At 65.4% G+C, this 13,333-nt stretch carries 14 protein-coding genes; 3 read left to right on the forward strand and 11 right to left on the reverse strand.

Features of this window, described 5'->3' with window-relative positions:
• The first annotated feature begins 15 nt into the window (after positions 1 to 15).
• On the forward strand, positions 16 to 1,491 hold the full coding sequence (locus ACCD03_RS15670; RefSeq protein ID WP_413412221.1) for an amidase: 1,476 nt from the start codon (positions 16 to 18) through the stop codon (positions 1,489 to 1,491).
• On the opposite strand, the gene ACCD03_RS15675 is transcribed toward ACCD03_RS15670, so the two are convergent.
• Complete coding sequence (locus tag ACCD03_RS15675; RefSeq protein ID WP_413412222.1) at positions 1,480 to 2,409, reverse strand: LysR substrate-binding domain-containing protein; 930 nt, start codon at positions 2,407 to 2,409, stop codon at positions 1,480 to 1,482. The genes ACCD03_RS15670 and ACCD03_RS15675 overlap by 12 nt on opposite strands.
• A gap of 148 nt (positions 2,410 to 2,557) precedes the next feature.
• Between ACCD03_RS15675 and ACCD03_RS15680 the strand changes: the two genes are divergently transcribed.
• Positions 2,558 to 3,253, forward strand: coding sequence for an FMN-dependent NADH-azoreductase (locus ACCD03_RS15680; protein ID WP_413412223.1), 696 nt, complete (start codon positions 2,558 to 2,560; stop codon positions 3,251 to 3,253).
• Here the strand turns inward: ACCD03_RS15680 and ACCD03_RS15685 are convergent.
• From ACCD03_RS15685 to ACCD03_RS15710, 6 genes are read right to left on the reverse strand one after another with little or no spacing between them, the layout of a single operon-like run.
• The gene (locus ACCD03_RS15685) at positions 3,250 to 4,098 is read right to left on the reverse strand and encodes a phosphodiesterase (protein ID WP_413412229.1); all 849 of its coding nucleotides are present in this window, start codon (positions 4,096 to 4,098) and stop codon (positions 3,250 to 3,252) included. The genes ACCD03_RS15680 and ACCD03_RS15685 overlap by 4 nt on opposite strands.
• Before the next feature lie 5 nt (positions 4,099 to 4,103).
• Entirely contained in the window at positions 4,104 to 5,165 is a 1,062-nt protein-coding gene (locus ACCD03_RS15690) for an ABC transporter ATP-binding protein (protein ID WP_024975674.1), read from the reverse strand.
• Complete coding sequence (locus ACCD03_RS15695) at positions 5,162 to 5,959, reverse strand: ABC transporter permease (protein ID WP_325649839.1); 798 nt, start codon at positions 5,957 to 5,959, stop codon at positions 5,162 to 5,164. Before ACCD03_RS15695 ends, ACCD03_RS15690 begins: the two co-directional genes overlap by 4 nt.
• The gene (locus tag ACCD03_RS15700; RefSeq protein ID WP_325649841.1) at positions 5,956 to 6,807 is read right to left on the reverse strand and encodes an ABC transporter permease; all 852 of its coding nucleotides are present in this window, start codon (positions 6,805 to 6,807) and stop codon (positions 5,956 to 5,958) included. Before ACCD03_RS15700 ends, ACCD03_RS15695 begins: the two co-directional genes overlap by 4 nt.
• A gap of 2 nt (positions 6,808 to 6,809) precedes the next feature.
• The gene (locus ACCD03_RS15705; RefSeq protein ID WP_316675194.1) at positions 6,810 to 7,841 is read right to left on the reverse strand and encodes an ABC transporter substrate-binding protein; all 1,032 of its coding nucleotides are present in this window, start codon (positions 7,839 to 7,841) and stop codon (positions 6,810 to 6,812) included.
• Positions 7,838 to 8,908, reverse strand: a complete 1,071-nt coding sequence (locus ACCD03_RS15710) for a LacI family DNA-binding transcriptional regulator (RefSeq protein WP_045206343.1) — start codon at positions 8,906 to 8,908, stop codon at positions 7,838 to 7,840. The genes ACCD03_RS15705 and ACCD03_RS15710 overlap by 4 nt, the downstream gene beginning before the upstream one ends.
• 241 nt (positions 8,909 to 9,149) lie before the next feature.
• Between ACCD03_RS15710 and egtB the strand changes: the two genes are divergently transcribed.
• Positions 9,150 to 10,448: an ergothioneine biosynthesis protein EgtB gene (egtB, locus tag ACCD03_RS15715; RefSeq protein WP_325649847.1), complete on the forward strand. Its 1,299-nt coding sequence runs from the start codon at positions 9,150 to 9,152 to the stop codon at positions 10,446 to 10,448.
• 61 nt (positions 10,449 to 10,509) lie between these two features.
• Here egtB and ACCD03_RS15720 read toward each other — a convergent pair whose 3' ends face one another.
• The 4 genes from ACCD03_RS15720 to ACCD03_RS15735 form a co-directional block, all read right to left on the reverse strand.
• Positions 10,510 to 11,370 (reverse strand): ankyrin repeat domain-containing protein, encoded by an 861-nt coding sequence (locus ACCD03_RS15720; RefSeq protein WP_413412224.1) that lies wholly within the window; start codon positions 11,368 to 11,370, stop codon positions 10,510 to 10,512.
• Positions 11,354 to 12,157: a TatD family hydrolase gene (locus ACCD03_RS15725; protein ID WP_413412225.1), complete on the reverse strand. Its 804-nt coding sequence runs from the start codon at positions 12,155 to 12,157 to the stop codon at positions 11,354 to 11,356. Before ACCD03_RS15725 ends, ACCD03_RS15720 begins: the two co-directional genes overlap by 17 nt.
• 52 nt (positions 12,158 to 12,209) lie before the next feature.
• Positions 12,210 to 12,629, reverse strand: a complete 420-nt coding sequence (locus ACCD03_RS15730; protein WP_413412226.1) for a PilZ domain-containing protein — start codon at positions 12,627 to 12,629, stop codon at positions 12,210 to 12,212.
• Between the two features lie 42 nt (positions 12,630 to 12,671).
• The coding region (locus ACCD03_RS15735; RefSeq protein ID WP_413412227.1) for a DNA polymerase III subunit delta' at positions 12,672 to 13,333 on the reverse strand (662 nt) is incomplete at its 5' end.

Genomic DNA, 13,333 nt, shown 5'->3' on the forward strand with positions numbered 1-13,333 from the left:
ACTTCGAGTCAAGCCATGCAAGCCAATCTGAGCCAAGCAGCCACACCTGCGGTCGCCAACGAAGAGATCGTGCAATGGAGCGCGATTGAGCTGTCCCGGCGCATCCACGCGCGCGATGTGTCGTGCGTGGAAGTCATGGAAGCGTTTCTCGCGCAGATCGATCGCCATAACCCGGTGGTGAATGCCGTCGTGGCCCGCATCGATGCCGAATCGGCCATCGACCAAGCACGGGAGCGCGATGTGCTGCTCTCACAAGGCTTGTCCGGCGGCTGGATGCATGGCTTTCCGCAAGCACCGAAGGACCTTGCGGCCACCGCCGGCATGGTGACGGCGATGGGCAGTCTCGCCATGGCGCGCAATGTGCCGACACACGACAGCATCGTCGTGGAGCGCATCCGCCGCCAGGGCACCGTACTGATCGGCAAGACGAACACGCCGGAGTTCGGCCTCGGTTCGCACACCTACAACCGTGTGTACGGCATCACACGCAACGCCTGGAACCCCGAGCGCTCGGCTGGCGGCAGCAGCGGTGGCACAGCCGTTGCGCTGGCGCTGAACATGCTGCCCGTGGCCGACGGCAGCGACATGATGGGCTCGCTGCGCAACCCGGCTGCCTGGAACCACATCTACGGCCTGCGCCCAAGCCTCGGCCGCGTGCCCTACGGCCCCACCGGCGACGTGTTCTTCCAGCAACTGGGTACCGAAGGCCCGATGGCGCGCAATCCGCAAGACCTCGCTTGGCTGCTCGCCACGCAGGCCGGTTACGACCCGCGAGCGCCGCTGTCACTGAGTGACGATCCGGCGTGCTTCATGCAGCCGCTTCACCGTGATTTTCGGCAAGCGCGCATTGGCTGGATGGGCGATTTTGGCGGCTACCTTGCCGTCGACCGCGAAGTGCTGGCCGTCAACGAGCAAGCGCTCGACACGTTCGACACGCTGGGTTGCCATGTCGAAACCGTACGGCCCTTCTTCGCGATGGACGCGTTGTGGGAATGCTGGTGCACGCTGCGCGCGCTGAGCGTATCGGGCAACCTGGCGCTCCTCTACGTCAACGCAGCCACGCGTGACTTGCTCAAGCCCGAAGCCATCTGGGAAATCGAGCACGGACGCAGCCGTACCGCCATCGACATCAACCGCGCAATCGCCACGCGCGCAAGCTGGTATCAGGCGCTGCTGGGGCAGTTCGCACAGTACGATTTTCTTGTCCTGCCTTGCACGCAAGTTGCGCCCTTCCCCGCGGAAGAACACTGGCCCAAGACGGTAGCCAGCCGCGCCATGGACACGTATCACCGCTGGATGGAAGTCGTGATTGGCGCCACGCTGGCGGGCGTGCCGGCCGCAAGCCTGCCATCGGGTTTCACCGCCGACGGTCTGCCGCTGGGCTTGCAGGTCATTGCCTCGCCACGGTCGGAGCTTGCGCTGCTGCAGCTTGCCGCTGCGTGGCACGAAGCGTTCGCGCCAGCGCGTACGACGTCGCCGCTATTGCCTTGAGCGATGCGCGCGTGCCGCGCTTTCGCGGCACGCGCATAGCCAGTCCCACACAGAGCGCACGGCGGCGTCTTCAAGCCGCGCAGATGGCGCCACGGCCCAGAAGGCATAGCGCTGAATCACGGGCGCTGCGAACGGCTGGACGAGCGCGCCAGCCTCCAGCGCATCGCGCACCAGCGGCAGGTTCGCCAGGATCACGCCCTGCCCGGCCATTGCCGCCGACATGGCGTGCCCGTCGTCGGACAGCACGATGCCCGTGTCGGTCTTGAGCGTGTGCTCAATACCGGCGGCGCGTGCCCACATCGGCCAGCCAATCGGCTGCGGCAGCGTGCGCTGCCATTCAGAGTGGATGAGCGGCACGCGCGCCAGATCGTCATGCGACCGGACGTTCAGGCCCGGATGGCAGACCGGCGCATAGGCATCGCCAAAAAGATGTTCGCTGATGAGCCCGTGATTCGTAGCGGGCGTATCGCCATAGCGCACCGCAAGGTCTGCGCTGCCGCCGTGCAGGTCGACCACGGTGTCAGACGCATGAATGCGCAGATCCACCTCCGGATGCTGCGTCGCAAATTCGCCCAGCCGCGGCACCAGCCAGCGCGCGGCAAGCCCCATCGGCGCCGTAAGCGTGACGCGCTGCCGGGCCGGTTGCGCTTGCGGGCCGCGAATGGCATCGATCGTCTGCGCAAACGCGTCAAAGCCGGTATTGAGCACGGGATACAACTGCTCGCCGGCGGCTGACAGACGCAGCGCACGTACGTGGCGCTCGAACAGCGCCACCCCCAGCGCGTCTTCCAGGCGGCGGATCTGATGGCTGACAGCCGTGGGCGTGACCGACAGCTCATCGGCAGCGCGCTTCATGCTGAGGTGGCGCGCAGTGGCTTCAAAGGCGCGCAGCGCGCTCAAGGGTGGCAGTTTTCGCATGCGCGGGATTGTGTCACGGGCGTTTTTCCCACGTGGGCGGTATGGATGAATCCATCTCATCTGTGGCACGCAAAACAACTCGTTTGTCGCGGTGCAGCGCGGTTCGTAGAGTGGCCACACCTCCACTCAACTCAAAACGGATGCGCAAATGACTTCTCCGGCCCGCCTACTGCACCTCGATTCAAGCGCCCGGCCGGGCAGCTCCGAGACTTCACGCCACGGCTCCCACACACGTCGGCTATCTGCGCGCTTCGTGCAGCGCTGGCTTGAGCATGCGCCCCATGCGCAGGTCGTCTATCGCGATATCGGCGTTGAGCCGCCCCCGCCCGTGGATGGCCGCTGGGTGCATGCCGCATTCACGCCGCCCGCGCAGCGCGAGCCCTGGATGCACGATCGCCTTGCGCAAAGCGATGCGTTGATCGACGAGTTGCTTGCCGCCGACGTGATCGTGGCCGGCGTGCCGATGTACAACTTCGGCATGCCCGCGCAGTTCAAGGCGTACATCGACAATATCGTGCGTGTGGGCCGCACGTTCGGCTTCGACCGCAGCCGCACCGGCGAGCCCTATTGGCCGCTGCTGGCCAGCATGAACAAGCGCCTGGTCATCGTCAGCTCGCGTGGCGATTTCGGTTATGGCCCTGGCCAGCGCATCGCCCACATGAACCACGTGGAAGGCGGCGTTGCAACGGCATTCGGCTACATCGGCATCACGGATGTGGCATCGGTGGCCATCGAATACGACGAGTTTGCAGACGACCGACTGCGCGCGTCGATTGCATCGGCCGAAAACGATGTCGATGCGTTGGTCGCGCGCATGGCCGCCGCCGCCGTGGAAGCGGCTTAGTCGATCAGCCGGCCATCGGCCTCAAAGAACGGGTGCGGGCCGTCGAACTCGCCCACGTACGCGAGATGGCTCACCAGGCCTTGGCCCGGCACCCAGGCGTGGACCTTGTACGCGGGCGGCTCCATGACGAAACCGGGCGGCGCGTCGGGGTCGAGATCCAGCGCCACCTGATGCGCGGGTGACGGGCACGTCGATGCCACCGTGCCGGCAAAGCGCACGTCAATGGAGCGATGCAGATGGCCGCAGATGATGCGCTCGACGTTGCCGGCGGCACGCACGATCTGCGCAAAGGCCGGGATGTCTTCCTTGGCGAGCGATTGCACATCCATGTGGCCGATACCCGTGGCAAACGGCGGGTGATGCATCGCAATGACGGTGGGGCGTTGCGTTTCACGTGCCAGCGCCTCCACCAGCCAATCAAGGCGCTGCACGCCCAGGCGGCCGCCAGGATGGCCGGTGTCCAGCGTATCGAGCACGATCAGGCGCACGTCGCCAATGTCGGTCCAGTATTGGAAAGCGCGCGCGTCCTGCGCGGTGGCTGGCATGGGCGCGAGCCAATCGGCAAACGCTTCGCGTGCGGTATCCCGGCCGTCGTGGTTGCCCAGCACTGGCAGCATGCGGATGCCCGCCGCATCGAGGGGCGCCAGCACGGCGCGCAGATGGGCGTACTCCTCCGGCGCGCCGGCATCCACAAGATCGCCGGTCAGGACGATGGCATCCGGTTTCGCCGGCTGCGCCAGGATATGCGCCACGCAGCGTGCCAAATAGGCCGCCGAATCCACGCGCCGATACGCCAGTCGCCCCGGGCGCTTGATATGAAGATCGGTGAGTTGCAGGAAATGCATCGGCATCAGGCTTGCAGGGTCAGAAGGCGGTCTGCCGGAACATCGAAGCCGACCGCATGGCCCGGCGCAAACTGCTGGCGGCCGGGCACGTCGATGAACAGCGGCATGGCCGACACGCCCGCCACGCGCACGCGGGTGCGGAAACCGAGAAACACCGCCGATTCGACCGTGCCCTTGAGCGCGGCCTGGGCAGGGTCCGCCAGCACGGCATCTTCGGGGCGGAAAAACACGGCGTTGCCTTCGCCAGCCGGCACGAGGACGCGGCCACCCGCGCAGACGAACGCGCCATCCTGCCGTGTGCCGTCAAGGCGGTTCATGATCCCGATGAAATCCGCCACGTGCCGGTTGGCGGGCTGGAAGTAGATTTCGCGCGGCGTGCCGATCTGCGCAATGCGGCCGGCTTCCATGACGACAATGCGATCCGCTAGCGCCATCGCCTCTTCCTGGTCGTGCGTCACGTAGATGGTCGTGATGCCGAGGCTGCGCAGCAAGCGGTCCATCTCTGCGCGCACGGATTCACGCAGCTTGGCGTCGAGCGCTGTGAGCGGTTCGTCGAGCAGCAGCACACGCGGCTCGGGCGCCAGCGCGCGCGCCAGTGCCACACGTTGGCGCTGCCCGCCGGAGAGCTGATCCACACCGCGGTCTGCGTACGGCGTGAGGTGCATCATCTCCAGCAGCGTGTTCGCCCGGGCGCTGATCTGCGTGTCAGACAAGCCGTTCTGCCGGCGCTGGATGCGCAGGCCGTATTCCACATTGCCGCGCACGCTCAGGTTGGGGAACAGCGCGTAGCTCTGGAACACCATGCCGACGCGGCGGCGCTCGATCGGGCGCGCGGTGACGTCTTCGTCGCCAAAGTGCACGGTGCCGCCAGCATCGGGCGCCTCCAGCCCGGCGACGATGCGCAGCGTGGTGGTTTTGCCGCAGCCCGACGGGCCGAGCAGCACGACGGTCTCCCCGGCGGCGATATCGAGGTCCATCGACTCCAGCACGCGCTGGCCGCCGAAGTGTTTTCCGCAGCCGCGCAGCCGGATCGGCACGGGGGCGAGGTGTAGGGGTTCGGTACTCATCGGGAAGCCTTTCCGTTGTTCACTCGCAGGCCGCCAAAGCGCTGCATCAGCACCAGCAGCGGCACGATCATGACGAAGAAGATCAGCGTGTAGGCGCTGGCAATCTCCAGGCGCATCGACGCATAGGTATCGGCCAGGCCGACCGGCAGGGTCTTGGTTTCGGGCGTGTGCAGCATCCAGGTGAGGTTGAATTCGCCCACCGAGAGCGTCACCACCGTCAACGCGCCCGCCAGGATGCCGGGCTGCACGTTGGGCAGCACGACGGTGCGAAAGCGCTGCCAGAACGACGCGCCCAGGCTAGCGGCGCCCTCCTCCAGCGTCTTCAGGTTCTGGCCAGCCGCCACGGCTGCGACCGAGCGCACCATGAACGGCAGCGTGAACACCACGTGGCCAACGACGATGAACCACAAGCTCTCGCGAAAGCCGCCAAAGCCGCCGTACGCCACAATCAGCCCGAGCGCAGTCGCCAGGCCCGGCAGCGCCACGGGCAGTGTCAGGAATTCTTCGATCAGGCGGCTCGTGCGGCTCTGGCGCCGCGCCAGCACATAGCCGGCCGGCACGCCCGCCGCCAGCACAATCACCAGCGTGCACAGCGCCACCAGCAGCGACATCCAGATCGACGCCTGATACATATCCCAGACCTGGGCGACCCAATCGAGCGTCCAGCCACTCTTGAATCCGCGGATGTAGTTGCGTGTCAGCCCCACGGCCATCGACAGGACGACCGGGACGATCAGAAAGAGGCAGAGCAGCAGCGTGATGATCCACTGCGCAGCAGACAAAGCGCGTTTCATGCCGCCGCCCCCGCTTGTCCGCCGGCGGCCGTGCGCGCAATCGCCAGCACCAGCCACGTCACCACGCCCAGCACAACCGACAGCGCGGCCGCCATGGCAATCCCGGCATTGAGCGTGAACTCGGTATAGATCGTCATCGGCAAGACGTCGATGTCGGTGGCGAGCGTGAAGGCCGTGCCGAACGCGCCCATCGACGTGGCAAAACAGATCGCCCCCGAGGCGATGAGCGCGGGCGCCAAGCCCGGGACGAGCACATCGCGCGTGACCTGCCACGACGATGCGCCCAGCGAGCGCGCCGCTTCTTCCAATGAACGATCAAGCTTTTCCGCCGCGGCCATGACCGTCAACACCACGCGCGGGATCGAGAAATACAGATAGCCAAGAAACAACCCGCCGATGGAATAGGCGAAGACCCATTTCTCACCGATGAGCTTGTGCGTGACATCGCCCAGCAGGCCCTGCCGCCCCGCCAGCAAAATCACCATGAAGCCGACCACCACACCGGGAAACGCCAGCGGGAACGTCAGCATGGCGGTAATCATCCGCTTGCCCGGCACGTTGTGGCGCACCAGAAACAGCCCGGCGATGGTCGAGAGAATGAGCGTCGCCAGGGTGACCGCCGCCGACAGCACCACCGTCGAGAAAAGGCTGCCCAGATAGCGTGGTGTGGTCAGCGCGGCCGTGTAGGTGGCGATCAGGCCATCGCTGCCGCTCACACGCAGCAGCGCCGCCATGGGCAGCAGCCAGAACGCGCAGAACAGTGCAACGGCCGGCGCCAGCAACGCCACCCGCCACCGTGCGGGCAATACCGCATCGTCGGGCAAGGTGGTTCGGGTGACGGTGCTCATGCTCAGCGGACCTCGTTCAGGTAACGGGTGCCAAACGCCTGCTGGCCGGCTGCCATCTTGTTGAAGTCGACCGTCTTTGCGCGGGCGTATTCGCTGGCCGGCAGGAAGCGCGAGGCGGCTTCCTTGCTCATGGCGCTGGCGCGCACCGGGCGCAGGTAGGCGTTGGCCCACAGCGTCTGGCCTTCGTCCGACAGCACGAAATCCAGCACCTTCTTGGCGTTCTCGGCATGCGGTGCGCCGGCCGTCAGGCTCATCACGTACGGCACGGCAATCGTGCCTTCCTGCGGGATCACGAATTCCACGTTCGCGTGATCCTTGTACTTGGCGCGATAGGCGTTGAAGTCGTAGTCGAGCAGGATGGGGATTTCGCCTGCCACGACGCGAGCGTAGGCCGTCTGCTTCGGCACGATCGGCGCGTTCTTCTTCAACTGCTTGAACCACTCGATGGCCGGGCCGAAGTTGTCGAGCGTGCCGCCCAGCGCCTGGTTGACCGCCACGGCGCCCACGTAGCCGACGAAGGCGCTGCTCGGGTCCAGGTAGCCGACCATGCCCTTGTATTCGGGCTTGAGCAGGTCTTTCCAGGAGCGCGGCACGGGCTTGCCTTCCAATGCGTCCTTGTTGACGAAGAAGCCCAGCGTGCCGGAGTGGATCGAGAAGAACGCGCCATCCGGGTCTTTCATGCCGGCAGGGATGTCTTCCCAGTGCTTGGGCTTGTAGTTGGCGACCAGACCCTTTTCCTTGGCTTGATACGCGGACGTGATGCCCAGGTAGGCCACGTCAGCCACGGGGTGCGATTTCTCGGCCAGCATCTGCGCGATGGCCTGGCCGGAATTCTTGTTGTCGAACGGCACGGTGATGCCGGTCTTTTCCTTGATGGCCTTGATCTGGCTGGCCCAGTCGGCCCATTCGGGCGGGCAGTTGTAGCAGATGGCGACTTGCTGGCCGGCCGATTGGGCTTGCACCGGCGCAGCGACGGCAAATGCGCCGGCAGCCACGAGGCCGCACGCGCGCAGCCATTGAACGAGACGTTTCATCGAGACGCTCCTTGCGTATCAGACGTGAGGGAAGAAACAACGGAGAGAGACGCTTCAGCCGGCGCACGGGCCAGCGTGCCGCCCGCCAGCAGACGGTGCGGCAACGTAATCGAGGGCACCGCCTCGCCGGTGATGCGGCGAGCCAGTGCCATGGCTGCGTCGGTGCCGATCCGGCGATGCGGCTGCGCCACCGTGGCCAGCGTGGGCGAAAGCCACTGCCCCATCGCCAAGCCATCGAAGCCAACCACGCTCACGTCTTCTGGCACGCGCAGGCCCATCTCGCGCAGCGAGCGGATGGTGAGCAACGCAAGGCGGTCGTTGCTGCAGAAAATGGCGGTCGGGCGCGGCGGGGCCAGCAGGCGGGCCAGCTCGGCGGGCAGCATGGCATCGGCATTGAAATCAATTTCGACGGGCGGCTGCGGCGCAATGCCGGCCGCTTCCAGCGCTTCGCGGTAGCCGTCGTGACGCAGCGCAGCGCGGTCCGACGCCGCCAGCGTTCCTGTCAGCATGCGGATTTGACGATGCCCCTGCGCGAGCAACGCGCGGATGGCGTCGCGCGCGGCCGCCCGGTTATCGACCGTTACGCAGCAGCGGGCAGGAATGCGCGCCTGGCCGACCGTGTCGTTGTAGACGAGCACGTAAGGCACACGCTCGGCGTCGAGGCGATCGAGATGCGGATTGGCGGCGGCATCGGCCACGGTCAGGATCAGGCCGTCGACGCGTTGCTCGAGCATGGTCTCGATGGCGCGGGCTTCACGCTCGCGGTCGTAGGCCGTCGTCATGAGCATCACGCGCTGGCCCGTGATGGACGCGGCTTCCTCGATGCCCTGCATGCATTCGGCAAACACAGGGTTGGCCAGCGACGGCAGCACCACGCCCAGCAAGCCCGTGCGCTCGGCGCGTAACTGGCGGCCCAGCGCGTTGGGGCGGTAGTGAAGCGCATCCATGGCGGCCTGCACACGGGCGAGCGTCGATGCGCTCACCCGCTCCGGCGTATTGACCGCTCGCGACACCGTGGCAATCGAAATGCCGGCATGCGTCGCTACGTCCTTGATGCTGCTGCCCACTGCGTGCCCCCTGGAATTTGTAAACGTTTACATCCTAGGTGTGCGCAGTGACTATTTCATGACAATCGATGCTGCAGTGCAGCCGTCGCCGCAATGCAGCATCGCCGGTGTTGTGCGTGGCAAAGTTACAAAGCTCGCATATGCTTCTTACGAAAATGGGCAAGCGGCGTACGCCAATGCGCGCGCAACGGCATGGCCCACTTGCTGCTGTGCTGTTCTCGCTGCCTGCTCTGGAGACACCATGCGTGTATCGCCCGTTTTCGATGTGCCGACCACCGCCTTGCCCGCGCTGATGCAACACTACGGCGTGGTCCGTGCCCAATCCCTGGCCTTGGCCGCGCCGCTGTCCGATGCCGATGCCACCGTCCAATCGATGGACGATGCCAGCCCCGCCAAATGGCATCTGGCCCATACGACGTGGTTTTTCGAAGAATTCATCCTGGGCCCGAACGTGCAGGGCTACCGCTCGCCGGATGCGCGCTACCGCTACCTGTTCAATTCGTACTACGAGACGGTGGGCGCGCGGCACCCGCGCCCGCGCCGGGGCATGCTCACCCGCCCGACACTCGACGAGGTGCGCGCCTATCGCGCCCACGTTGATGCGGCCATGCAGCGCTTGCTGGCGGATGGTGTAACCGATGACCTCGCCCGCCTGGTGACGCTCGGCCTGCACCACGAGCAGCAACATCAGGAGTTGCTGCTGACCGATCTGCTCCACTTGTTCGCACAGAACCCGCTATGCCCCGCCTATGCCGACGCACCGCCGCCACGCGTGCATGCGGCGCCCGCGCAACCGGGCTGGGTCAGCTTCCAGGGCGGCGCCGTGCAGATCGGCAAAACCGAGTCCGATACCGGTTTCATGTTCGATTGCGAAGGCCCGCGCCACACCGTCTGGCTGGAGCCTTATGCACTGGCCACGCATCCCGTCACCAACCGCGAGTGGCTCGCCTTCATGCAGGACGGCGGTTATCGGCAGCCAACCCTGTGGCTGTCCGACGGCTGGGCGTGGGTGCAGCGCGAAGGCATTGACGCCCCGCTCTACTGGCGCGCCGGCATCGACGAAGCCGAAGGCTGGCAGCAGATGTCGCTGCACGGCCTGCAGCCGGTGGATCTGGATGCGCCCCTCACGCACGTCAGCTTTTATGAGGCCGACGCCTACGCCCGCTGGGCCGGCGCCCGCCTGCCGACTGAAGCCGAATGGGAGCACGCCGCAGAAGGTCTGCCCGTGCAAGGCAATTTCGCCGGCCGGGGCGCGCTACGGCCGTTGCCCGACCACGGCATCGCCGAGGCCGGCAGCCTGCGTCAACTGTTCGGTGATGTGTGGGAATGGACCGCCAGCCCTTATGGCCCATACCCGGGTTTTGAGCCGGCCGAAGGGGCCGTGGGCGAATACAACGGCAAGTTCATGTGCAGCCAGATGGTGCTGCGCGGCGGATCATGCGTGTCGCCCGAGGGGCATCTGCGGGCGACGTATCGCAACTTCTTCTATCCGCATCAGCGGTGGCAGTTCACCGGAGTGCGGCTGGCGCGGCGGGCGTGAGACGCATCACAACCGCCACCGAGGCTCAATTGCCGCGCCATTCAGGCCGCGCGTCTAGCGTCTAGCGATTGCTGTCAAACAGCATGTTGGTGGGTGTGCCGATCGTATCCTGACCAGCCGGGCTGGGTGCCGCTGCGTCCCGTCTGGGTGCCGGCATCGGCATTGGCGTTGGTGCATCCGGCGCGCTTGCCTTGGCAGGCTGAGGGACAGCCGCCGCGGGTGCCGCCACCGGAGCAGGCTTGCCCGCCTGTTCCGCCAGCTTGCGCCGGCGTGACTCCAGCCCCGCCGCAATTTCATCCTGGTGATACCGCTTGGCGAAGTCGATCACGTCCATCTTCTGCTGGTTGCGCAGGTTCATGTCGGCGCCCTCGTCCAGCAGCAGCTTGACGGTCGTGATGTGCCCGCCCATGGCCGCCATCATCAGCGGCGTGGTCGCGTTGGGGCTTTCCGCATCGATATAGGCCGCGTGGTCGAGCAGGTATTTGACAATGTCGTCATACCCGTTGGTGGCGGCGTAATGCAGCGCGGTCCAGCCGGTCTTGTTGACCTCCACGTCGTAGGTTTCCACCAGCAGCTTCACGATGGGCAGCAGGCCTTGGTAGGCGGCCATCATCAGCGCGTTTTCGCCGGCGGCGTTGGTGCGCTCGAAATCGATGTTCTTGGCGCGGATGAGCGCCTCGGCCACCTCAATGTTCTTGTCCTTGAGCGCATCCACAAGCAGCGGCGTGCCATCGCGCGTATTCAAGTTCGCGTCTACGCCCTGCGCAATGTACTTCTGCACCAGCGCCGGGCGGTTGTACTCGACGGCGTTGCGAAGATCGTCCTGCGGCGTGGCGAATGCTGCGCCTGACAACGCCATCGTCAGCGCCGCAGCCAGCGCGATCTTGTTCATCATTTGCGTCAAGTTATCGCTGTATTGCATTGAATAGATGGAAGAAATTCTCGGTTGTTACACCTGCGATGCGCTCCAGCGGTTCGCCCCGCAACGTGGCCAGGAATTCGCCTACGTGCCGCACGTATGCCGGCTCGTTGGTCTTGCCTCGGAACGGCACCGGCGCAAGGTACGGCGAGTCGGTCTCGATCAGCATGCGGTCCAGCGGCACCTTCTTGGCGGTTTCCTGCAGGTCCACCGCGTTCTTGAACGTCACGATGCCCGAGAAGGAAATATAGAAACCCAGGTCCAGTGCGGCCTTGGCCACGTCCCAGGTCTCAGTAAAGCAATGCATAACGCCGCGTGCGGCCTCCGCGCCCTCTTCGCGCATGATGGCCAGCGTGTCGTCGGCCGACGAGCGTGTGTGGATCACCAGCGGCTTCCCGGTCTGCTTTGACGCGCGAATATGCGTGCGAAAGCGGTCGCGCTGCCATTCCATGTCGGCCACGGTGCGGTCACCCAAGCGGTAATAGTCGAGACCGGTCTCGCCAATGCCGACCACGCGCGGGTGATCAGCAAGGGTCAGCAGACGCTCCAGCGTGGGCTCTTCAATGGATCTGCCTTCTTCAACATCCGCTTCGGCATCGGGGTGCACGCCCACGGTCGCGTACACGTTGGGCTCCTGCTCGGCAATCTCCAGCACGCTCGGAAAATCTTCCAGTGTGACGGAAATGCACAGCGCATGGGTAACGCGGTTCTCGCGCATGCGCGTCAGCAGCTCAGGCAGGCGCGCGCGCAGGTCGGGAAAGTTGATGTGGCAGTGGGAATCAACAAACATCGAATAATCAGTAATTTACACCGCAAACTTCTTGCGCCGTATCAGGAAAAAATCAGAGGGTTTGCGTCGGGCGCTGCGAGTTGATCTGCTTACCAAGCAACTCCTCGATCACGCGACGCAGCACACGGCACTGCTCGTCTTCGCCAAGATGCACGCCAATGCCCGGCGTCTTGGCGGGGGTGCCCACCGGGGTGATCCAGGCCACCTTGCCGGCCACCTGATACTTCTGCGGGCGGTCCAGCAGTGACAGCACGAGGAAAACTTCCTCGCCAATCCGATAAGGACGCTGCGTGGGCACGAAGATGCCGCCGTTCCTCAGGAACGGCATGTAGGCGGCGTGCAGGCCGGCTTCATCCTTGATGGCCAGCGACACGATGCCCGGACGGGTCGGCGCGCCCGGAGCCGTGCCAGCCGCAGTGGGCGTGCCAGGGGTGACAGGAGTGCCGGGCGTACGAAGAGGTGCAGTGCTCACAGGGTGTCCAGAGAGTGCAAACGTTCAGGTGCGGGTTCGGGTTCAGGCAGCCGGAAAGAGCTGCCGGTAATCCAGCAAAAGACTTTCGATGACGAGCCTTGCCGCCAGCGGATGTTGCTCGGTTCGGCGCCGTTGCGGCAAGGCACGCGCAAAACGTTCCAGGCGATCCAGCGGGATGGTGTTTGCGCAACGTTGCAAGGCATCGTGCTGCGCCGGAAAGTAGCGCGGCCCCCCCGCCAACCGCGCCGCCATCAGGTCAAAGACCCACCGGTGCATGGTACTGAGAACGGCCGGGACCGACAATTTTTGTAAATGATCAGCCGTGGCCAGCGCGTCCAGCTTTGCGCCCTGGCCAAGCTGTTCGAGCAAAAATTGCAGCAGCGGACGGTCCTCTGACTCGGCGGCCGCCAGCGCGGCCAGCGGCGCATTGCCGAACTCCGCCAGCAGGCTTTGCGCGTGTGGCACGCCTTGTTGCTCCAGCCACTGGCGCGCGGCGTCAGGCTGCGGCGGCTGCAGCGGAAACTGCCGGCAGCGCGACAGGATGGTTGGCAGGATGCGGTCGATTCGGTCCGTCACCAGCAGGAACACGGTGTTCTGCGGCGGCTCCTCCAGCGTCTTGAGCAACGCGTTGGCGCCCTCAGTCTGCAACGCATCGAGCGGATACAGCACCACCACCCGCAACCCCGCCCGGTGCGTGCCGACCC

Origin of the sequence: Ralstonia sp. Ralssp135, from assembly GCF_047304345.1 — a bacterium.
In the GTDB taxonomy this organism is placed as follows: domain Bacteria; phylum Pseudomonadota; class Gammaproteobacteria; order Burkholderiales; family Burkholderiaceae; genus Ralstonia; species Ralstonia chuxiongensis.

Coding starts and splice junctions, on each gene's coding strand:
- ACCD03_RS15695 (WP_325649839.1), bottom strand. CDS start 5,959: ATGAAACGCGCTTTGTCTGCTGCGCAGTGGATCATCACGCTGCTGCTC.
- ACCD03_RS15705 (WP_316675194.1), bottom strand. CDS start 7,841: ATGAAACGTCTCGTTCAATGGCTGCGCGCGTGCGGCCTCGTGGCTGCC.
- egtB (WP_325649847.1), top strand. CDS start 9,150: ATGCGTGTATCGCCCGTTTTCGATGTGCCGACCACCGCCTTGCCCGCG.
- ACCD03_RS15700 (WP_325649841.1), bottom strand. CDS start 6,807: ATGAGCACCGTCACCCGAACCACCTTGCCCGACGATGCGGTATTGCCC.
- ACCD03_RS15725 (WP_413412225.1), bottom strand. CDS start 12,157: ATGTTTGTTGATTCCCACTGCCACATCAACTTTCCCGACCTGCGCGCG.
- ACCD03_RS15720 (WP_413412224.1), bottom strand. CDS start 11,370: ATGCAATACAGCGATAACTTGACGCAAATGATGAACAAGATCGCGCTG.
- ACCD03_RS15675 (WP_413412222.1), bottom strand. CDS start 2,409: ATGCGAAAACTGCCACCCTTGAGCGCGCTGCGCGCCTTTGAAGCCACT.
- ACCD03_RS15685 (WP_413412229.1), bottom strand. CDS start 4,098: ATGCATTTCCTGCAACTCACCGATCTTCATATCAAGCGCCCGGGGCGA.
- ACCD03_RS15680 (WP_413412223.1), top strand. CDS start 2,558: ATGACTTCTCCGGCCCGCCTACTGCACCTCGATTCAAGCGCCCGGCCG.
- ACCD03_RS15690 (WP_024975674.1), bottom strand. CDS start 5,165: ATGAGTACCGAACCCCTACACCTCGCCCCCGTGCCGATCCGGCTGCGC.
- ACCD03_RS15670 (WP_413412221.1), top strand. CDS start 16: ATGCAAGCCAATCTGAGCCAAGCAGCCACACCTGCGGTCGCCAACGAA.